The sequence below is a fragment of the Paenibacillus sp. J31R109 genome (assembly GCF_059692055.1).
Map to the genome: position 1 here is coordinate 56,636 of NZ_JCAUAR010000003.1, position 22,020 is coordinate 78,655.

Genomic DNA, 22,020 nt, shown 5'->3' on the forward strand with positions numbered 1-22,020 from the left:
TCATGTTGACTATTGAGGAATTTTGTCAGTTATTAATCAGGATTATGAGGGAGGATAACCAGGAATGAACGTACTTTCAAAAGTAACACCAAGAAATGTATTAAAAGTCACCGCAATGTCTCTTGCTTTATCTGTGCTTTTGAGTTCTTATAACTTATCACCTGTCTCACAGGCTACTTCTGCTTCTCCCCAAAGCAGCGCAATTAACGCGCAACAGCTGTTGGATGCGCCAAAGCTGATTGCTGATAACACGAGGAATACGGTTCGTCGCACTGTCGATATTACGTTTACAGATGATTTGGAATGGCGAAATGCGATCACTGCTGTAAAGTTAAATGGGTATGATTTAAGTAAAACCTCTCTTATCACAGTAGCACCAGGTAAGATCACATTCGACAGTGCTCTTTTCCAAGGTGAAGGTTTGAATTCCATTCGTATTGAAGCAACCGGTTATTCAAATGCAGATATTACACAGGTCATTGAATCGAATTATGAAGTAAACCTTGCCTTAAATAAACCTACAGTTACCTCAGATAACGCGAAACAAGCCGGCAAATATGCGGTAGATGGAAATAACCAAACAAGATGGGAATCCGAATTCGCTGACTCGCAATTTATTACAGTCGATCTAGGCGCTGTTTATGATGTTTGCCGCGTAGTCTTAAATTGGGAAAACGCAGCCGGCAAAAATTATGATATTCAACTATCCGTGGATGGTTCAAATTGGACGACCGTTTATACAACCAATCAAGGAGAGTCTAACCACACCGATGTTGTGTACTTCACCCCGGATAAAGCAAGATATGTGAAAATGAACGGTCATACACGCACAACGGACTACGGGTTCTCTCTTTGGGAATTTGAAGTGAACGGTCTCCCTGGAGATGTATCGCCAATTGCCCCAGCACCTATATTACGTGCAGATGCAACAGATAATACGCTCGGTCAACCGGTTGATATCACGTTTGCTGACAATTTAGAGTGGAGAAATGCGATCAGCGAAGTAAAAGTCAACGGCGCAGTTATTAACCCTTCTCAATACACAATGACGTCTGGCAAAATGATCTTAAACAGTTCTTGTTTTACAGAATCACAACCCTATTGGATATCTGTTCAGGCAGAGGGATTTAATGAATCGTTAGTTTATCAAACGATCCTGCCTAAGAACGACACAGGATTGCCTACGAATCCACCAACCACTCCTCCGACATACCCACCAGCAACGCCTGGTAGCAATGTCGCGTTAGGTAAGCCAACTGTATCGTCGCCTAATTATCACCGTTCTAGCGAGGACGCCGTGGACGGCAGATTTGATCGCCGCTGGGAATCCGATTTTAACGATAACCAATGGATGAGCGTTGATCTTGGAACGCCAACTATGATTAATCGTGTGGCTTTGAATTGGGAGAATGCCTACGGTAAAGCTTACACAATTGATGTATCTACAGATGGAAATAACTGGAACACTGTTTATGCTACTGACAATGGAAATGGTGAAATTGACGACATATCTTTCTCCCCTGTTAAAGCAAGATATGTGAAAATGCATGGAATTAAACGTGGCACACCTTACGGCTTCTCGTTGTGGGAATTCGAAGTATATGCGGGTACAGCAGATTTGATCGAAGGTCCTGTATTGATAGCTAACACGACTGCCACAATTGGAAATCCAGTAACATATACTTTCGCTGATGACACAGCATGGAGATATGCAATCAACTCAGTTGAATTGAATGGCGTAGCAGTGAGCCCTTCACAATATCGTTTGGAAGCAGGTAAAATCACTTTAAATGCCTCCTTATTCATCGACCCTAAAGCGTATCAACTAACGGTTGGAGCAACTGGCTACACAAATAACTCTGTTGTACAAACGATTACTCTAGGATCGTCCTACAATTTGGCCCTGAACAAACCAACAACAACTTCTAACGAGCCGCTTAAGAGTAGCGATTACGCAGTTGATGGCGACAAAAGCACACGTTGGGAGTCACCTTTCAGTGATCCACAATGGATTAGCGTCGATCTTGGTGAATCCTCTAAGATCAACCGTATTGTCCTGAATTGGGAAAACGCTGCGGCTAAATCTTACCGTGTAGAAGTTTCTATAGACGGTAAAACTTGGACGACAGTTTACACTACAACAAGTGGTCACGAAGGCACCAATAACCTAATTATTAACCAAACTGAAGCGCGCTACGTTAAAGTAACAGGGACAGAGCGTACCACGCAATACGGCTACTCCTTATTCGAACTGGGTGTATATTAATCTCTAGAGTAGACAAGCTGAAAGTCTAGGACTGGGAAACCTATTATTAGGTGCTCCCGGTCCTTTTTAAACACGCCTACTGCTCACTGCGCATTTTATCGGTGACTTCCAGGTAGAGAACTTGGAGAAATTTTTTAACATTAACCTTCCCCTTCTCCGGCTTGCAATTCTCATCGATTTCTTTCATTTTCAAACGCACATCCTGGAATTCAAAATAAAGAGGTGCATAGTGCTCAAACTTGGGGTTGCCGTAATCCGTCAAGCCGATGCTCGCTATATGGGTTAATGCAGTCATGATCGTTCGACGAATTCGCTGTTCCACAGCTTTGCCCTCTTTCTCAACATCCGCTTCATTAACCTTGTGGCAGCGGGCCACCGTTTCATAGAGCTCCTTCAGCGGTGGGATTCCCTCCCCTTTATGATGACGAACAAGATGCTCCATAATGTCCATCACGTCGCGACTTCCACTATCGCCTACTATCCCAATATCCATGAGAATCGGCTGTAGGATTTCACGGACACCTCGTTTTTTACGCGTACTTTCCGAACCGGTGTGCAATAGACTTAGTTTGGTTAAAGACTCCTGAATTTCCTGTAGGGATCGGCTAATCTTCCACTGCTCATGAACCTTGGATAGCACTGCTTCGACTTCAATCTTATTGATCGGCTTTTGAATATAGAATTCAACACCAGCTTGATAAGCCTTACCGATCATTTCTTTATTTTCAATTTGCGAAATCATCACGTACTTCCCTTGATAACCTTGCTCCTTCAAGCGAATAATGGTCTCAATTCCATCTTGATCCGGCATAAGTAAATCTATCACTACGACATCCGGCGTCGTTTCCAGAAGAATCTTTTCTCCTTCGCTACCGCTATCTGCTGTCCCTACGACTTCGCCTAGACCACCATTTTCAATGATCCTTTGCAGCATCAGTCTGCTTACTGCATCATCATCTACGATTCCGAATGACAGCATCATCTCTATGCTCCTTTTTTCAACGTATTGGTCAATAAGGTAATTACGAATGAGGTCTGAGAGCCCGGCTCGTTAGAGCGCAGAAGAATATCCCCACCTAGCGAATGTACAATATCTCGAACGTGTGAGAGGCCAATCCCTGTCGCAGCAAAGCCTTCCTGATTGAATTTCGTTGTGAATCCTGGAGCAAATATCATCTCCTTATCCTGCTCCGAAATGCCAACACCTGTGTCGGATACGGTCAAGATGGTCTTAAAACCCTGCTCATATGCCCCTACACGGATTGATCCTTGATCTTCAATGGCTTCCACAGCATTCGATACGAGATTATTGAGTACGGTTAATAGGGGGATATATTGATCCGAGTGGTAGTCCGTTTGAATGTCACTTGTAAATTGAATCTTTTTGCCAATCATCGTACTGTATCCAAGGTTGGACTTGATGGCGAATTCCACAACTTCAGCCAGTCTCATTTCGGCAGCAAAATCCCGATCAAACAGCTTCAACAAACCAGCGAGAATGCGTTGAGAGTCCTTCTTTACTTCATGTATTTGCTGGGTAATTCCTAAAATGGTCCGAGCATAGCTCTTTAACCCCGTCCCATTGACTTTTTCATATAAATTATGGCTCTTCGCCGTTATTTGCTCTATGGTTTCCATGGACTTGCGTAAGTAAAATACCTCGCCATACAAACCGCTATTCGTATTTAGCATTTGCTCAATACGCTTTTGTTGCTCAATATGCAAGACTCGCATTTGATTAATGGTTACACTGCTGTAAATGCCGACCACAAAGTAACTTCGTACGACAGCGGTCACGGTAATAAACACGAATTGCTGGGAAAACAGGTAAGGTGAATGGAAAATGAAGCTGCGCGCCAGTAATTCCAGCTCATTTGACATGAGGTCAATAACAGATAAAAACAATCCTAATATAAAGGGGTGGAAGCGATCCCACTTGTGCTTAATCACGCTCATGGCAATCGCATAGGCTATATAATAAAACGTGGCTGACAAATGCATTTGTGCACTCGTGATGAAAGATAAGGCGCCATGCGAAGTAATACCATCCTCTACCATTCGAAATAGCAGAACAGTGATGCCCGTAATGATACCTGTATACACATAAGGTAAATGCCTCATTAATAACAAGCAGAGAAGAAAGGCGCTGCTGCCAAGTCCGATGCGAAACACTTCACCACTGAAAGGTGTTATTTTAAACTCCCCGGCAATTGCTGTTACAATCGCGATGAGAATCATCTGTAGCCCTTCGTTTTTCAATCGTCCCAGGCGCTCACCCCCTCGATATTCTCTTATATCATTCTTGATTCCATCCTGCGTGCTGCTAACGATAGCGCATAATTCACAGTAAAATACAGAAGCGCCACTACTAATAAAATGGGCATGGTGTAATTATAGTTCTGCCCAATTACTATTTTCGCATGATGCATCAATTCAGGCAAGGAAATAACAATTGCTAGAGAAGTATCTTTCAACAGGGAAATAAATTGACTCACCAGTGGTGGCACCATACGGCGCAGCCCCTGTGGAAGGACGATATGCCAGAGTGTTTGCACAGAACCTAGTCCTGAAGAACGTGCCGCTTCAATCTGTCCTTTATCGATGGAATTTAGGCCGCTTCTTACAATTTCTGCGATCATAGCCCCTTCAAATATCGTTAAAGCAAAAATAGTTGCATTCATAGCTCCAAACTTGATGCCAATGTCCGGTAAGGCGAATCGCGCGAAAAATATGATTAACAATAAGGGTAAATTGCGAATGAGCTCGACTACGATGGCTAGAATTGGGGACACAACCATCAGCTTTGTATACCGAATTGTGCCGACGACAACACCCACGATAAAGCTCAAAACAATAGAAATAGCAGCGACTTTAAGCGTCATGTAGAAGCCTTCAAATACAAATCTTATATTATCTACTGAAAAAGCATGCATAATATCCATTCGTTCATCCCCTCTTAAAGTCAGTCCGTACGTGCTAATTTACGTTCCAGAAGCAATGCCATGTAACTTAAAGGCAGTGTCAGTACCAGATACAGCACAGCAACAAAGATATAGGTATCGAACGTAGCAAAGGTCTCACTTGCAACCTGATCGCCGAAATACATGAGATCGAAGCCTGCGAATACGCCTAGTACGGACGAGTTCTTAACGAGGTTTATGAATTGGTTGCTGAGCGGAGGGATCACAATTTTGATTGCTTGCGGAAGGACAATATGCCACATCGTTTGAAGATACGTTAGTCCCGAGGATTGTGCAGCCTCAGACTGGCCTTTAGGCACCGACATAATACCAGCACGGATTGCTTCCGCGATAAAAGATGCCGTATATACCGTAAGACCTAAAGTTCCACATACGAACCCGCTTAGGGTAATGCCCATAGAAGGCAGCCCATAGAAGAATACAAAAACAACAAGCAAGAGCGGAATATTTCGAATGAACTCCACATAGGCCGTACCTAACCATTGCAGTATTTTCACCGATCCGATACGAAAAATGGCAATGATCGTGCCTAGCACAAAGCTGCCAATTAATGCAATAACGCTGGCAATGATCGTGTTCAAGAAGCCCTTCATATAGAGGTCAAAATAGTTCGTAAAAATTGAGAAATCCAACATGCGCTCCCCCCTCATAGACAGAAAATGGGCAGCGGCAGCCACCCATCTATCCTCTTATTCCTGTTATTTAGATGGTGCTTTGCCAATCCATTTTTCGTATATTTTCGCGTATTGACCGCTTGACTCCAGCTTCTTCAGTCCGTCATTCACTGCGGCTTGAAGCGTTGTTTCACCTTTTTTCATCGCGATACCATAAGGTTCATCAGTAAAAGGTTCACCGACGACTTCGAAGTTCTTATCCTGCTCCATCATGCCATAGAGGATGGCGTTATCCGTGGTCAACGTATCGCCTTGACCTGCTTTCAGCGCGCTAAATGCATCTTGATAATTATCAAACTCGAGTATGGTGGCATCTGGCGATTTCGCTTTTATATTGGCAACGGATGTGGCGCCTTTTACAGCCAGTACCTTCGTTCCTTTTTTAACATCCGCAACACTCTTTATAGGGCTGCCCTTTTTGACGAGCAAGGACTGTCCCGCCTTAAAATACACCTGAGAAAATTCAACTTGCTTCATACGCTCTTCGGTAATCGTCATCGTGGCAACAATCATGTCAATTTCTTTGTTATCGAGCATCGGAATCCGTGTCTTAGACGTTACTTCTTTGAACTCAATTTTCTTCTCATCACCGAGAATTTCTTTGGCTAGTGCCTTGGCGATATCAATGTCGAAACCTTCAACTTCGCCTCCTGTTGGATTTTTCAATCCGAACAGCTTCGTATCATATTTCACACCCACGACAACTTTCCCTCTACTTTTGATTTCATCCAAAACCGTTGTCCCACCTGCTGGCTTCGTAGTGCTTGGAACTGTACTTGCTGCTGGAGTGCTCGATTCGCCCCCTGATATACTTGTTGTAGAGGCACACCCTGTCAATGCGAATAGGGTTACCAACATCAACATGAAATTCCACTTTTTTGACATCATGGTTTCGTTCATCTCCTTATTTAATGGTTAAGTACGCGATTCAAAAATAGTTTTGCTCTTTCTTCACGCGGGTTAACGAAAAATTCATCTGGAGGTGATTCTTCGACAATCTGACCTTTATCCATAAATACAACGCGATCGGCTACTTCTCGGGCAAAGCCCATCTCGTGTGTGACCACAACCATTGTCATTCCTTCATCGGCTAGCGTTTTCATCACATCCAAAACTTCACCAACCATTTCTGGATCCAAAGCTGAAGTCGGCTCATCGAACAACATGATCTTCGGTTTCATCGCAAGCCCCCTAGCAATGGCGACACGCTGCTGCTGCCCACCAGACAACTGCGAAGGAAAGCTGTGCGCCTTGTCCTGAATACCTACCTTATCCAGATAGTACATCGCGACCTCTTCGGCTTCTTTCTTATCCATACCGCGTACCTTCAGCGGCGCCAGCGTAATGTTATCGATCACTTTCTTATGCGGATATAAATTGAAATGCTGGAATACCATGCCGATATCCCGACGCAGCTTGTTCATATCCATCTTCTTGTCGCTGACCTTGTATTCATTCACGACAAGTTCTCCACTTGTGATGGTCTCTAGACGATTAATGCATCTTAGCAGTGTACTCTTGCCTGAACCGGATGGACCTACAATGACAACAACTTCGCCCTGCTGAATCTGAAGATTAATTCCTTTGAGAACATGAAAATCGCCGTAATGCTTCTCGACTTGACGAAATGAGATCAATGGAACCCCCCCTTCGAGCAATCTCTGTGAATGTAATCTTTTTGTTATGTAAACTGACATGTATGTACTTAAATAATAAGGTGAACCTATAGAATCTTATGTAATCCGACATTTGCTATTAAAAAAAGGCCGTGGGACCTTGTTTCCGTACGCAAAAAACCCTAGGCTTGTGCCTAGGGTTCAAGGTTAACGACTACTTATATATTTTTACATTATCCACATTTGTACTACCAGTGTTCGCATCTGCTGCATAGAATTCTATTTTGCTAATATCGGTAACAGCGCTTCTAAGTGCAACCTGACTAAGCTTCTGAACACCATTGATATACAAATCAAATTTATCTGTATCTGTATTTATGACTAATTTTAGCGCATACCACGTACCTGCTGTAAAGGTTTGTACCGTTTGCCATGTTCCATTGATGTTGACCTTGATATTGCCATTATCAAATGCTAGCGTTTCTGCCGCAGTTCCATTACTACTATAGATATAAGGCAAGCTCCACCAATTTGTGGTTGCATCTCTTCTGACTCTTGCTTCTACGGAAACCGTACCACTTGCTGGACCAAACGTCTTATACATAGACGTCCTTTTTCCTAGTGTAGTGTCCGATTTACTTATCTCTACACTCTTATCCGAAGCATCTGGCACATTCTGTACAGAGACCGTACCTACCGTTGTGTCTAAGACCCATCCCGAAGGCGGATTACCTGTGGTCGTGCTGTTAAAGTCATCATCGATATAGGAAGTAGTAACTTTATCAAGTTTAAAATAGTCGACAGCTGTCGCATAATTTGTAGAAGCTGCATTCTTATCCGTTACAGTAAACCTAAAGCTATGCATGCCAGCACTTAACGTCATTGTACCCATGTCAACCTCTTGATAGGACGTTGTAGAGCCATAAGCATCAATAAGTGAACCTTTGGGGATGCTATCAATCGTTAATTTGGTAATAGCTCGATTAGGACCCTTTTTAACGCCAATCTTAATATTATAGGTTCCCGCAGTGGCGACGTTCACGTTATTATATTGAATATATTCATTTACTGCTTGTAAATCAGCACTACTCCAGTGGTCATTACTTGGACCAGCAAGCTCGGAGATTAGCGTTAATGAACGTCCCGCCGTGATCTCAGCTCCACCGTTAAAGTTTTCTGTTTCATAGATCAGATCACCATCCGAAGAAATTGTACCATGAACTCTAATAATGGCCATGGAATAGGCTGGAGATGAATAATTGAGGAGATTTCCACTTACGCTCGTCGTGGTTGTTCCTGTATCAACTTCATTTAAATCTGTACTGAGCCCATAGTCAAGCCCATTAAGGTATCGACTATCTCTGGCATCCTTATTTCCTGCAGTTTTTGGTTTTAAGAAAGTCACATTTGCTGTAGGGGAAATTGTTGTCATGCCATTAATAGCAACTGTACTGTTGATAATATTGGCGCTATTATTAATAAGCTTTAGAATGACGTCACCGGTTTCGGTATCTTTGCCCGCTACCACCACAAGATTGGCATCTCCTGTTTGTCTGAAATTCACATTATAGTCAGCCAAATTTTCTGCCCACATCTTCTCTTCATGGTAATAATTCGTTTTAAACACATTCGCATTATCAAAATCTAACACTTTTCTTAAAAGTGTAAAGGCGGACATGTTTAAAATATCCCCATTTTTCTCGAATACGGCTTTATTCTTAGCTGCATCAAGCGCATCGATGATTTTTCCATCCCTGATATTGGAGCCATATTCCCCTATCATGACCTGTGGTTTGGAACGATCATAACTATTAATAAACTCGATCCATCCAAGACTACCTTGATTAAAATAATAGTGGTCATCCACGCCCCACGCACCTAAATTCGTGCTAAAGTTATAGAGGGAGTGGGAGTCACTTGCAGTTACAATCAATTTGAGTGCAGGATATGCAGCGTGAACAGCATTATATATTTTGGTAATATCTGCTCTTGCATTGGTGCTGTCATGCTCCTCATTTCCAAGGCCCAAGTACTGAATGTTAAATGGTGCTGGATGTCCCATAGCGGCACGTTTGGCCCCCCATGTGGAAGTAGCACTCCCATTGGCAAACTCTACGAAGTCCAGTGTATCTTGTGTAAGTTGCGCCATTTCCGGACTATTAGGGTCTAGAGCACCGGCAAGGTGTGTGACGCCAACAGGAAGGACGGGTACCGCAACTATTCCCATATCTTCACTTAACTGCAGCCACTCATACATGCCCATACCATTGGATATATGGTCTGTCGTCTCATACATATTCCATTGTGAGTTGTTATACTCCTTACGCCCTTCAATAGGACCTACTTGATCCTTCCAATTATATTGGTAATCAGCACTATGGATGATGCACCCACCTGGAAAGCGCATAAAACCAAGATGCATGTCCTCAAGAGCAGTTCCCATGTCTAATCTAACGCCATTTGGACGATTTTTATAGGTTACACTAGGAAATACCGAAATAAAATCCAGATAGACATCGCCCGTTCCTTTCGCCAATACGACCAATTTGGCATTTGGATCCGTGGCATTAACCGTAATGCTGCCTGTATATTTAACCCAATCCGTCGTTATTGCATTTATGGTAGCTGTACCATAATCTGCACCTGATTGATTAGCGTATCCTATCGTTATGGATGAGTTAAAATTGGATCCTCTTTTGGCATAAAGTGAATAATTATAGGTAGCTCCAGAAGTTACACTAGTTCCATACCACCCGGCATTAGATAAACCGACGCCATTACCTGCGGCAGTAATATTAAAATGCGCATAATGCGTATTCACAAAGTTCAGAGGACTGGCGTTTTCCACGGTAATGGTTCCTGCTCCGCCATCACGGTAAAGCTGTGTCCAGCCTGCTAAAGGATGATTATAGGTGCCACCGTCACCGGAATTAAATTCAAATGAACGGTTGAAAACCTTTTCTGCGTAAAGCCCCCCGTCAACTGCATTATGAAGATCTTCCGTGAATCCACCGATCAACTGCTGCGAGACTTTGTTCCCCGTAACATTCGCATTTACCTCAACACTTGCTGTTGTTGTGGCCGCGTACGCAGGTTGGCTTAGTCCTGTTACCCCGATACCAATTACACTAAGCATCATTGAAACCATTAAGATTATTGCAATATAATTTCTGCCCCCCGTTTTTCCATGCCTACTATATCCAATCATCCTATGACCTTCCTTTCCCACATTTATTTTGTATGAACAATATGTCCTCCAATCAGTTCCATCTCTTTTCTAGTTCTTTTAATTCCTTTATTTCATATAAGCCGTTGAATAAACAACGGCTTATACGGAACACTTATTTCCTCATTATTTATGCGTTTTATTGTACCAATCTGTTGCTTCTTTGATCGCCTGGTCTCCCCCGCGTTTCTTCCAATCCTCAACGAATTTATCGAAGGAATCGATAGGATCCTTACCTGTAATGATTTTGGCTGCTGTTTCTAACCACAAGCCATCTCTTCCAAGTTCAGGACGCGTTTGCAGAGTTGGTAATGAAGGCATGCCTAGAGAATCATTTTTACGACCTTCTTTGGAAGCAACATCTATGGCTTTAAGCACTAAATCCCCAGCAGGACGATTTTTCATAAACTCTGTATCCGACAAGTGAAGAGGACCTACCAGGCGCAACCAACTCAGATGCATTTCTTCACGGTAAATGTCTTCCTGCTTCGCTGGATAGTTGTACTTCATTTTGCCGCCATCCATTGTATAGTCTTTGCCTTCAAGTCCATAAGTAAGGAACTTCTGGGCTTCGTCACTATAGAACCAATCCAAAAACTTGATAATATTTTCTGGATTCTTCGTCGTTTTAGGAATAACCCAAACGTTATTTCCTACGGTCGATCCAATACTATGACCGCCTTTGCCGTCTGGACCGACAGGGGCTGGAATGATCTCAAGTTGAGCGCTAGTCGATCCTGCCTTGATCTCACTTGACCACTTGTCAGCAAGACGCGGAGCATGTATCCATAAACCTCCAATACCTTGTGCTTTGATTTTAGCATCCCAAACGGCCCCTTTTTGTACAAACACCTCATTATCTAAAAGCTTTTCTTCATACAGCTTCCGATAAGATGCAAGTGCCTGCTTCATCTGTGGACGAATGAGATTAGGAATTAATTGACCATTCTCTAGCTTCCAATCGGCAGGAATCGCGTCATAGGCTCCAAAGAACGCTTCCGTAAACGCTAGCTTTTCACGCCCAGTGAAAGGAATTTCATCCTTTTTACCATTACCGTTAGGATCCTTATCACGGAATGCCCGCAGCATATCCAAGTATTCGTCGATCGTTTTTGGTGCCTTTAATCCCACTTTATCCAACCAATCCTTGCGAACCATCATGACAAGGCCGTTTGGCGTCGCGTTGACAGAAGGGATCCCGTAGATTTTCCCATCTTTACTAACACTTGCGAAATCCCAAGCTTCTTTGGAAATATTTTTTTTCAGGTTTGGACCATATTTGTCGATCAGGTCGTTAAGCGGAATAATGACTCCTGTATCTACAGCGGGTGCTACTTCCGGTCTATTAATCCCGTGGGTTTGCAAGAGATCTGGCAAATCTCCGCTCGCAAAAAGCAACGTTAACTTCTGATCAAATTCAGCGTGTGGAATAAGATCGAATGTGACATCTGTTTTGGAAATTTCACGAAGCTTCTTCGTATATTCATCCTCGTTGATGTTCGGAGATCCCTGGATGTACTGCAAGCCTTCGGTACCAATGCCTACTTTAAACTTCGCTGGTACACTCGCACTCTTTGTTGGTGCACTTGTACTCTTCGTCGTACTTTGTGTCGATGTTGCACTGTCGTTAGAAGAGCAGCCCACAAGAGTACCTGCAACCGTTACGGCTAGTGCTGCTGTTGTCCATTTTTTGTTCATTTGACCTTCTCCTTTTAGTTGTATTTTTGTCGTTGTTTCTATGATTAACCTTTCACCGAACCAAGCATTGCACCTTTTATAAAATGCTTCTGGACGAAAGGGTAGACAAACAAGATAGGTAGTGTGGCTACAATAATGGTAGCCATTTTGATGCCCTCCGCTGATTGCAAGGTTAAGCTAACGCTTTGGGTGACGCCTTGCGTATCGCCCTCAACTAATAACTGCCTTAATTTCACTTGCAAGGGGTAAAGCCCGGGGTCCCGGATGTACATGATGGCATTAAAGTAACCATTCCAGTGCCCGACTGCGTAAAATAACCCAACCGTGCTTAGGGAAGACATGGATAAAGGTAACACAACACTCCACCAAGTCCGATATTCGCCGGCTCCATCGATTTTGGCAGCATCCACCAAACTCTCGGGAATTTGGCGAAAAAACGAAACCATGATGATCAGATTAAACGCACTGATCGCCCCCGGGATAATGAGTGCCCATAGCGAATTGAGCATGCCTAATGATTTTACCAGCAGATATCCCGGTATAATAGGTACTTGAAAAATCATTGTAAAAACAACAAGAAGTAAGATGAAGGAGCGACCTTTCAGCTCATTTTTGGCTAAGCCGTACGCCATTAACGAAGTTAAGAACAAATTGAAGGCGGTGCCCCCTACCGTCAGTAACGTCGTAACGCCGAAGGATTTCCAAATCGCCATATTTTTAAGAACCCCAATATAGTTAATCCATGTAAAATCTACAGGCAATATAGAGACCTTTCCTTGAGAAAGCGCAGTTCCTGAGCTTAAGGATCCAGCCACGATATGTAGAAATGGCAGAAGCATGGCACAGCTTGTTAGGATGAGTATCGTATAGTTAAGGAAAGCGAATACTTCTCGCGAGAAAGTTGGTTTTTTTGTCATTGAAGAGCCTCCTTGCTTTAATAAATCGAATTGCCGGTTGTTTTTTTACTAAGCTGATTCGCTCCTACGACTAAAATGAGACCTATGACGGATTTGAACAGCCCGATTGCCGTTGTATAGCTATATTGGCCACCAAGTAAGCCGATACGATAAATATAAGTATCAATGATCTCGCCTGTAGAAGTGACGAGTGGATTCATCAGCATGTACACCTGCTCAAAGCCGAGATCGAGAATGTTACCAATTCTAAGCAAGAGCAGCACCATGATCGTAGGCAATAGTGACGGTAGGGTAATACTGAACACTTGCACCCACTTACTCGCGCCATCCACCTCGGCAGATTCATATAACTCTGGGTTAATGCCTGCTAGTGCGGCCAGATAAATAATTGTGCCCCAGCCTACTTCTTTCCATATCCCCGAGGTCACGACAATTGTGCGAAAATAGTTAGGCTCTTGCATGAAGAAGATCGGTTCCCTGCCCATCATGTGAAGCACATCGTTCAGCATCCCTGAGCTCGGTGATAGGAAGTTAATGACAAGCCCACCGACAATGACCCATGATAAGAAGTGCGGCAAGTACAGCACGGTTTGTATAATTTTTTTGAAAAACATCTTTCTTACTTCATTCATGAGAAGCGCCAGAATGATCGGAGCCGGAAATCCGATGACAAGCTGATAGATACTGATTAAGAAGGTATTCTTCATCACCCTCAGAAACTCCGGATACGTAAACAAGTTAATAAAATGTTTCATTCCGACGAATTTGCTGTCCAAAATCCCAGTGAACACGCTATAATCCTGAAAGGCAATGACGATGCCTGCCAAAGGTACGTATTTGAATAAAATAAAGAAAATCAATCCAGGAAGTACCATCGTATAGATCTGCCAATATTTAACGACATACAGCTTGGGTTTTACTGACGGCCGTGCCGTTAGCCCAGCTGCGTCCGCCGCAATTCTCTCTTTACTGACATTCATTGCTGCATTTCTCCTCTCCGTGATCCTGTGTTAGCCTATCTGTAGGCTTTTTATTTGGCCTTAGTTGCAACTTTATTGTATACGGTTACAAGGTGATTAGACCATGTGATCTCTTGCGAAAGTTGTGTTTTTATATTCTAAATGATTGCGTTTTCAAATGAAAAGGACCATTCAGTTAAGAACGGTCCCTTAGGGTTCGGTTAGTTAACCCATTAGCTAGGAGCTAATCTCTCTTTTTTTATATTCATTAGGTGACAAGCCAACATATTTCTTGAATGTTTTCGCAAAATGCGGATAATCCTCGTAACCAACTGCCTGAGCTGCCTCTGAGGTTTTTATGCCTGGCGCCTTCAGCAACTCCTTCACTTTCTCCATACGCAGCTTTATAACGTAATCGGTGAAGCTTAGCCCTAGTTCATCTTTAAAACAACGGCTGAAATAAGACAGTGACATCCCTGACTTCTCCGCAGCTTTCTGCAAGGAGATATCCTCATTGGCATAATTCTGAACTATAAATTCGATCGCCTTCGCAATCGATTGACGCTGCCCCCAATTTCTAGAGGCTCTAATCTGATCCGCCAAAGCTTGCAGGCAGCTTCTTGCTTGAGCGAGCCATCCCTCCAGCGGCATGTCACTGCCCCCTGTCAGAAAGGGCTTGTTCAACTCGGACATTCCGCCCCCTGAGCGATGCTGAAGTTCCGCCTCGACCATGGTCAGCAGATCCTCCGTACAACTTCGAGCGACCTCATTGGAAGCACCTTCTTCCCTAAGCTTGTGAACCATATCGCCCATAAGCCGCAGTGCCTCTTCTTCGTTTAACCCCCATAGTTGCTCTGATACGGCTTCACTTCGCGCTTTGGATTGCTTTACCCATTGGCTTCTGCCTGTGGCTAATTTATATTTTTCCTTGAATTTGCCGTCAATGCGTGCAAGCAGTTCGTACAGTTGCTCCTCTTTAAGTGGCTTGAGCAAGTAATCGGCAACATCTTGCCGTAGCGCCTGCTGCGCATAAGCAAAGTCATCATATCCAGAAATGATAATGGTATCCATATCCCATTTCCTGCTGCGTACCTCTCGAATCAGCTCCAGCCCATCCATAACGGGCATCGAGATATCGGTAATCAGCAGATCAGGACGCAGCTTCTCACATAGTGCTAACGCTTCCATGCCATCTTCCGCTTCACCAATGACTTCAAAGCCATAGGGGCTTTCGGCGATTAGCTTCGTTAAACTGCGTTTAATCATAATCTCATCGTCTACAATGAGCACCTTATACATGTTCGGACCTCCTTATTTGTCATCAGTCGTGTATTTAAGCATCAGTTCTATGATGGTTCCCGTCTCATCCGATTTGGCAATGTAAAGACCGCAAGGCGATCCAAAAGAGAGGCGAATTCTTTGATGCACATTCCAAAGTCCGATCGACTCAGAGGTGCCATCTGTAAGTACGTAAGAATCTTTATGAGAATTAATCTCAATGCTAGTAAACGCTTGATTATACTCATTTTTCAGATTATTGTCCATCCCTCTTCCCTCATCTACAATCCGAAGCAAGTAGCCATCCTCTGAATGTTCTCCTGTAATGCCAATGTACGTAGGCTTGATTCGATGACGTTCATAACCATGCTTAAAGGCATTCTCCACAAGGGGTTGAATCATGAGGCGAAGCGCTAATACGCTGTGGATATCCTCATCATGCAGCTTTAGTTCTACGCGAAGTGATTTAAATCTTTCCTGCTGAATTTCAAGGTAGGTGCTAATATAACGAAGCTCCTCCTTCAACGTCACCGATTGCTGCGGATGACCGATACTATAGCGGAAAATATCGGCTAAGGAAGTGGCCATTCGACTAATGGGTTTAACACCCTCAATAATGGCATACGAATTTATAATTTCTAACGTGTTGTATAGAAAATGGGGATTGATCTGCGATTGCATGACGAGAAGTGCCGATTCTCTTTGCCGGAGTTCCATCTCAATCTCTTTTTGCCTAGAATACTGAATCTCAGCAATCAATCTTTGGATTTCCTCAACCATTCGGTTAAAACTTCGGTTTAAGCCCCCTATTTCATCGTTGCGTTTCTCTGGCGCACGGACATGTAAGTCCCCTTCTTCCGCTCGGCGCATCAACCGCCGCAAATTCGACAGCGATTGCGTAAGAGTCACAGAGAAACCTCCCACCAAAAATAAAGCCAAGCTAACAAGCAACAACCCTACCCAAACCGTTACATTACGCCAGCGAACAAGATCGCCATTCAGTTCATTCAGCGGCACCTCAGAAACAAGGGTCCACCCTGTCAACGAAGAACGGTCGGCAAGAATCAGCTTTTTGGTGCCGTTAATCATGACGACAGAGTACCCATTTGGTTCATCCTGCGTTAACGGAATGTTGTTCAGGTTGACAGCCTTTCCCCACTTTTCCTTATCGGGATGATAAACGACCTTACCGTCTTGGTCCATAATCCATACAAAACCACTTTTTCCGAGTTTAATTTTATCGCATATTTTAATAATTTCGTTCAATCTTAAATGTACAACCATCAGCCCCGCTGACTGATACGACAATGTATCCACAAATCTTCGGGTAATCGTCAGCACAGTCGTAGAGTCTATCACGGACAACCCAGCAATCTTGTAATTCTGCTCTCCCGTCAGCGCATCCTTATACTGATCATAGCTAGCCTGGGCAGCAATGGGATTATAGCTCGAGGCCACTGCACCACTCTTGGTTACGATGGATAATCCATATATATCCGGGCGCCCAAATAGAATCGAGGGAAACAATTCATCCGATATTTTTTTATTAATTGCAAATCGTTCGTATTGATCGTTCGGATCCGACTTCATGAACGTTTGGATTTGGGGATGCAGCAATAACGGATAGGTCACACGCTGCAAATCACCAAAATAAGAATCAAGTTGCCCATTGATTTGCCGTACCAGTTGATCACTATAGCCGATAGCATTCTTCTCAATGCTCTCGGTTGAGCTGGAATACCATACGGTTCCAAAGGCGAGTAAGGGAACGCATAGGAAAAATAAAATAATGCAAACGAGCTTCGCATTAATTGTTAACGCTTTCCTTTTAATCATCAACTCACAGCTCCAGACCAATAATAACTTCTTTCCCTAGTTGTATACGATTTAGTTCATAATTTCAATGATAAATGTTTATGACCGTTTTTCAGCTCAATCCGAAAAGGCCAAACTGAGTAATCAGCTTGACCTTGGTATGATCTGGGATGTTATAGGTAAAATGTATAGCTCCCGCTTCCTATTTTCTCTGTGATCCCAGGGAGAACCACTGTTGCTGTCGTATTAGCAGGTACCGTACAACGATATGTGGCTTTGTCTTCTTCCAAGTTATAACTACTTTCAATTCGGCCATATGTGGTGTCAAATCCTCCATGTGCTTGCTTAAAGCCCGTCAAATCAGGCCTCAGCGTGAAATGACTATAGCCTGGATGCCTCTCATCCCGCTGAATGCCAAGCACATACGCATAGAGCCAGCCCACCACAGCTCCTAAGGAGTAATGGTTAAAGCTATTCATCGCATTTCGATTACCAAAACCCTTTTGGGCGGTATAGCTATCCCAACGTTCCCAAACTGTCGTTGCTCCTTGCGTTACTGGATAAAGCCAGCTTGGATATGAGGTTTGGGTAATCATGGCATAGGCTAGTTCTGAATAACCGCCCTCACTCAACATTGGATTTAATGGACCCGTTCCAAAAAAACCAGTGGATACGGTGCATCCCATTTCCTTCGTTTTTCTTGCTAGATTATCAAAAGCCTTCTGCCTAACGGTCTCATCAAACATATCGTAATTCAACCCAATGGCATATCCGCCCTGCGTGTCATTCAGGGTACCATCCAAATGCAAGGTTTGTCCTGTTGCCCCATCTACAAAAGTCTGGTTCCAGTAAATCTTCGCCTCATCTGCCTTCAATCGATAGTAAGACGCGTCGTCCTTTTCTCCTAATAACTCAGCATAAACAGACATCAGATACATATCTCTACCATAGAAAGCATTCCATACCAGGTGACTATCCGTCTTCTGTGGAGCCAGCCAGTCATCGATAGGTCCCATAAAGGCGTCGCCCGGCATCCCTTGATTTTTCAAATATGTGGTAAAGCGTTTCATAGTCTCATAGTTATCTGCGATAACTCGTTTATCGCCATATTGTTGGTACATATCCCACACGATCAAGTGAACGCCACTGCCATATGTGATTCCACCGAATCCGCCTCCTACAGGAGCAATATTCGGAATATTTCCGTCTGGTAATTGCACATCTCGGATGGCTTGGAGATAGCGCAGATAAAAAGTTCGAACATCCCCTTGGTAAGATGAAGTACGGAAGAATACATGTGCGTCACCAATCCAGCCCATTCGTTCATTTCGCTGCGGGCAGTCTGTAGGCACACTGATGAAGTTCCCCAACTGGCTGTATCTCACATTGGATACTAGCCTGTTTACCAATTCATGATCTACTTCCACCTTACCACGCATCGTGGAAAGACTGGAAAGCAGGTAGCTCTGCACATCTTCTAATTCAGGTGCATAATCTAGGCCAGTGATTTCGACATATCGGTAGCCATGAAAGGTAAATCTGGGTATATACGTTTCTCCATCCTCATCGCCCCGAAGTATATAAATATCGGTGCTTGAAGCATCCCTTAGGTTTACTTGGAGCATTCTCCCATAAAGTTCCCCATACGCATCAAGATTTGGATAGCGCATTTCCCCATAACGAATTCGAACTTCAGTACCTTTTTTGCCTCTGAATGTAAGTACGGGAACTCCTGCTATCTCTTGCTCCAAATCATAGATATATAAACCAGGAGCAGGCTCCGTCATGCTTTTAGCTATAAATGTTTCTACTTTTCTGATCGGTGCTTGATAATGACCAATGAGTTCTGGCTCGCTTTCGTTAACTGCTGGCCAAGGCAAGAATAATTCAGGCCTGGAATCGAATTCGCCGATGGGAACCGCTTCTATGATCGCCGGTGTTTTCAAGCCGTCTATAATAAATCCCGCTTTTGAAAAATCCTCATAAATAAAAGCCAAATTGGCATCGAAATGTTCCCCTTGGAAAAAGCCCGCGAAGCGGTAAGGACCCTCCCCGTAATACTGCCATTCGTCTTCATTGGTTACGTAAATATCCGATGTTCCATCTTCATAACTCAGTACCAATTGTGCCAATAGGCTTTCTTTATCCCCCCAATAGTTATAGTTCTGCAGGACGAAAGTCTGAGAACCGTTCCACCAGCCCGAAGATAATGTAAAGCCAATGCCATTCCCCCCTTCAGTCAAAAAGTCTGTAATATCATAAGTCTGATACATCAGATGTTTGTCAAATTGGCTGGCACCTGGGGCAAAATATTGATCGCTAATCTCCCTACCATTGATTCTGCAATCATAAATCCCTCTAGCCGTCGCATAAAGTCTCGCTTTCTTAAGCGATCTTTTGACTGAGAAATCCCTGCGCAGCATGGGGAGTGCATGGCAATCCGGACTTTTGGTAACTCGTACATCCGTTCCATCACTCTCTAAATCAATGCCGCATTCGGTATCCATCTCATAGAACTGATTAGACGGATGTCGCAAAAAGTTCAAGCGAATACCATCAAAGTGCGCGCTTGTTCCCGCCGCAACCATATAACCAATTTCATGTAGTCGCGGAAAGGTTGTGATGTCATTATTCCCGAGTGGATTTAACTGTCTTGGAATAAACCTCGTTCCGATCGCGCTAGGATTGAATACAGCATCAACGAGTACGCCATCTACATAAGCGTAAGCCCCATTACCCACAACATCGATCTTGATTTCATGAGGATCGTATTGATTGGCTTTCGTAATCAACTGAACTTTCTCTTCACCCTCAAAGTTAACTATCGGTACTGAAGCAAAAGGAACATGTTTGTTATCATCTTGGTGATAGCCTACCCGATAAATATCCAACGTTGCTGGCTGATTGCTTATGTTGATTTCATAAGAAATATAGTTTTCACCTTCTAAGAAGGATTCATTTCTTTCCCTGTTTAACAGTCTGGCATCATTAGCACCAAAGACAAGCCCTGCCCTAGTTCCACCTGACGCAATAGTTATCGTACTTTTCAAAGAGAAAATACCCATAGAATCGCTGCAGACGTAATATTCCGGCGCACCGATCCACTTCGCCCCGTTCCAGGCTTCTAATTTGGGCTTCATCAAACCAGTTTCAAATTTTGTCGAAGCTAAGGCTATTTCTGATGCTTGGTTCATCGTTATGACAGTCACATCATATTTCGTACATGGCTGCAAATCTCTTCCTGCATAATCAGTTCCTATTGAACAATCCGTAAGAATCCAACCACTGTCCCACATATCAAGACCTGCAGGTTCTTCTCCCACGGTAATCCTTACAGCAGTTTGCTTCATGTTCTTCACATCTGAAATAAATGTCCAGGCAAATACCGGATTCTTCTCATCCAAACCCATAGGTTCAACTTCATTCATCACGGTAATTCCAGATATATGGTAACTCGTCATATGCCATTTGCTCCCTATGCATTGTAGTTAATTTACATGATAATGAAATCCATGCATGAAATCATTAACATCCTTCACCTTATAAAGTTTACATTTTATGCACTTTTTTATATGGTATAGGTACATGACCTGCCTGGAGGCTGCGTATGATGAACCTAGTTGAATTGGATACAATGCTTAGGGCGTATTCGGAAGACGAGTTATTGTATCGTAAGAATTATGATGCGAGTAAGGATCGCGACATGCTTCAGGATTCCATAAAGGAACTAACCGAAGATGACTATTTTTCTCCGAACAATCGTACTGACATTATCATTATGAAACATAAACGATTTACACCCATTTTCAAACATCGGCATGCGTTTTTCGAGTTAATTTACGTATATGCAGGTCATTGCGTTCAGGAGATTAATGGTGAAGTTATTCAGCTAAATGAATGTGATTTATGTATCATCCCACCCAAGGTGGAACATACCATTGAGGTCTTTGATGATAGCATTGTCTTAAATGTATTAATAAAGAGAAGTACTTTTAAAGAAACCTTCCTAGAAATGCTCAAACATGAAACCGTTCTCTCCACATTCTTTATGAAAATCCTGTATACGGAGGCCTACAATAATTACATCATTTTCCGAACAAATCGAGATCCTAACTTAAAAGAAATTCTCTCCAAGTTATATATGGAACAACATGACAACAAAAAGTATACCGCTACTATTTTATATAACCTGCTCATGTTATTTTTTAGTTATTTGCTTAGAGATTATGAGAGTCAAGTTGAATTACCCAAAAGTTTACCCAAGAATGATAAGCTGCTATCGATCTTAGCCTATATGCAGGAACATTATAAAACAGTAACCTTAGGCGAATTATCAAGCACATTTCATTTCACCGAATCCTACTTAAGCAAACTCATTAAAGCTACCTCTGGCCAAACTTTTCTAGCTATTATCAAAACCATAAAATTAAATAAAGCCATTGAACTACTTGCCTCTTCTGATATAAAAGTTCAAAACATTAGTGAATCTATTGGCTTTGAAAATAACACTCATTTTATGAGGACTTTCAAAAAAGAATATGGCATGTCACCTAATCAATTCAGGAAAAATAGCAAATAAAGGCGTCTTAT

General features: G+C 43.0%; 15 protein-coding genes. 2 read left to right on the forward strand and 13 right to left on the reverse strand.

Annotation, left to right across the window (positions count from 1 at the left end):
* Positions 1–64 precede the first annotated feature (64 nt).
* Positions 65–2,266, forward strand: a complete 2,202-nt coding sequence (locus tag AC58QT_RS10490; protein ID WP_497408916.1) for a galactose-binding domain-containing protein — start codon at positions 65–67, stop codon at positions 2,264–2,266.
* Between the two features lie 76 nt (positions 2,267–2,342).
* Here the strand turns inward: AC58QT_RS10490 and AC58QT_RS10495 are convergent, their stop codons facing one another.
* From AC58QT_RS10495 to AC58QT_RS10555, 13 genes are all read right to left on the reverse strand, one after another.
* Positions 2,343–3,248: a response regulator gene (locus AC58QT_RS10495; protein WP_497408917.1), complete on the reverse strand. Its 906-nt coding sequence runs from the start codon at positions 3,246–3,248 to the stop codon at positions 2,343–2,345.
* Positions 3,249–3,250: 2 nt separating this feature from the next.
* Complete coding sequence (locus tag AC58QT_RS10500) at positions 3,251–4,504, reverse strand: sensor histidine kinase (RefSeq protein WP_497408918.1); 1,254 nt, start codon at positions 4,502–4,504, stop codon at positions 3,251–3,253.
* A gap of 53 nt (positions 4,505–4,557) precedes the next feature.
* Positions 4,558–5,208, reverse strand: coding sequence for an amino acid ABC transporter permease (locus AC58QT_RS10505; RefSeq protein ID WP_497408919.1), 651 nt, complete (start codon positions 5,206–5,208; stop codon positions 4,558–4,560).
* 20 nt (positions 5,209–5,228) lie between these two features.
* Positions 5,229–5,882, reverse strand: a complete 654-nt coding sequence (locus tag AC58QT_RS10510) for an amino acid ABC transporter permease (protein ID WP_497408920.1) — start codon at positions 5,880–5,882, stop codon at positions 5,229–5,231.
* Positions 5,883–5,945: 63 nt separating this feature from the next.
* Positions 5,946–6,806: a glutamate ABC transporter substrate-binding protein gene (locus AC58QT_RS10515; protein WP_497409312.1), complete on the reverse strand. Its 861-nt coding sequence runs from the start codon at positions 6,804–6,806 to the stop codon at positions 5,946–5,948.
* Between the two features lie 23 nt (positions 6,807–6,829).
* On the reverse strand, positions 6,830–7,558 hold the full coding sequence (locus tag AC58QT_RS10520) for an amino acid ABC transporter ATP-binding protein (RefSeq protein ID WP_497285970.1): 729 nt from the start codon (positions 7,556–7,558) through the stop codon (positions 6,830–6,832).
* 193 nt (positions 7,559–7,751) lie between these two features.
* Positions 7,752–10,745, reverse strand: coding sequence for an alpha-L-arabinofuranosidase family protein (locus tag AC58QT_RS10525; RefSeq protein WP_497408921.1), 2,994 nt, complete (start codon positions 10,743–10,745; stop codon positions 7,752–7,754).
* A gap of 144 nt (positions 10,746–10,889) precedes the next feature.
* Positions 10,890–12,461, reverse strand: coding sequence for an extracellular solute-binding protein (locus AC58QT_RS10530; RefSeq protein ID WP_497408922.1), 1,572 nt, complete (start codon positions 12,459–12,461; stop codon positions 10,890–10,892).
* 44 nt (positions 12,462–12,505) lie between these two features.
* Complete coding sequence (locus AC58QT_RS10535; RefSeq protein WP_497408923.1) at positions 12,506–13,378, reverse strand: carbohydrate ABC transporter permease; 873 nt, start codon at positions 13,376–13,378, stop codon at positions 12,506–12,508.
* Between the two features lie 17 nt (positions 13,379–13,395).
* Positions 13,396–14,358, reverse strand: a complete 963-nt coding sequence (locus AC58QT_RS10540; protein ID WP_497408924.1) for an ABC transporter permease — start codon at positions 14,356–14,358, stop codon at positions 13,396–13,398.
* A gap of 216 nt (positions 14,359–14,574) precedes the next feature.
* The gene (locus AC58QT_RS10545; protein WP_497408925.1) at positions 14,575–15,636 is read right to left on the reverse strand and encodes a response regulator transcription factor; all 1,062 of its coding nucleotides are present in this window, start codon (positions 15,634–15,636) and stop codon (positions 14,575–14,577) included.
* Between the two features lie 12 nt (positions 15,637–15,648).
* A complete protein-coding gene (locus AC58QT_RS10550) occupies positions 15,649–17,451 on the reverse strand; it encodes a sensor histidine kinase (protein WP_497408926.1) in 1,803 nt (600 codons plus the stop codon).
* Between the two features lie 152 nt (positions 17,452–17,603).
* A complete protein-coding gene (locus AC58QT_RS10555) occupies positions 17,604–20,891 on the reverse strand; it encodes a family 78 glycoside hydrolase catalytic domain (RefSeq protein WP_497408927.1) in 3,288 nt (1,095 codons plus the stop codon).
* A gap of 146 nt (positions 20,892–21,037) precedes the next feature.
* Here AC58QT_RS10555 and AC58QT_RS10560 point away from each other — a divergent pair, with 146 nt between their 5' ends.
* Complete coding sequence (locus AC58QT_RS10560; protein WP_497408928.1) at positions 21,038–22,009, forward strand: AraC family transcriptional regulator; 972 nt, start codon at positions 21,038–21,040, stop codon at positions 22,007–22,009.
* Positions 22,010–22,020: the final 11 nt, after the last annotated feature.

Coding starts and splice junctions, on each gene's coding strand:
- AC58QT_RS10510 (WP_497408920.1), bottom strand. CDS start 5,882: ATGTTGGATTTCTCAATTTTTACGAACTATTTTGACCTCTATATGAAG.
- AC58QT_RS10495 (WP_497408917.1), bottom strand. CDS start 3,248: ATGATGCTGTCATTCGGAATCGTAGATGATGATGCAGTAAGCAGACTG.
- AC58QT_RS10535 (WP_497408923.1), bottom strand. CDS start 13,378: ATGACAAAAAAACCAACTTTCTCGCGAGAAGTATTCGCTTTCCTTAAC.
- AC58QT_RS10540 (WP_497408924.1), bottom strand. CDS start 14,358: ATGAATGTCAGTAAAGAGAGAATTGCGGCGGACGCAGCTGGGCTAACG.
- AC58QT_RS10525 (WP_497408921.1), bottom strand. CDS start 10,745: ATGATTGGATATAGTAGGCATGGAAAAACGGGGGGCAGAAATTATATT.
- AC58QT_RS10505 (WP_497408919.1), bottom strand. CDS start 5,208: ATGGATATTATGCATGCTTTTTCAGTAGATAATATAAGATTTGTATTT.
- AC58QT_RS10490 (WP_497408916.1), top strand. CDS start 65: ATGAACGTACTTTCAAAAGTAACACCAAGAAATGTATTAAAAGTCACC.
- AC58QT_RS10555 (WP_497408927.1), bottom strand. CDS start 20,891: ATGACGAGTTACCATATATCTGGAATTACCGTGATGAATGAAGTTGAA.
- AC58QT_RS10550 (WP_497408926.1), bottom strand. CDS start 17,451: ATGATTAAAAGGAAAGCGTTAACAATTAATGCGAAGCTCGTTTGCATT.
- AC58QT_RS10515 (WP_497409312.1), bottom strand. CDS start 6,806: ATGTCAAAAAAGTGGAATTTCATGTTGATGTTGGTAACCCTATTCGCA.
- AC58QT_RS10500 (WP_497408918.1), bottom strand. CDS start 4,504: ATGATTCTCATCGCGATTGTAACAGCAATTGCCGGGGAGTTTAAAATA.
- AC58QT_RS10545 (WP_497408925.1), bottom strand. CDS start 15,636: ATGTATAAGGTGCTCATTGTAGACGATGAGATTATGATTAAACGCAGT.
- AC58QT_RS10530 (WP_497408922.1), bottom strand. CDS start 12,461: ATGAACAAAAAATGGACAACAGCAGCACTAGCCGTAACGGTTGCAGGT.
- AC58QT_RS10560 (WP_497408928.1), top strand. CDS start 21,038: ATGATGAACCTAGTTGAATTGGATACAATGCTTAGGGCGTATTCGGAA.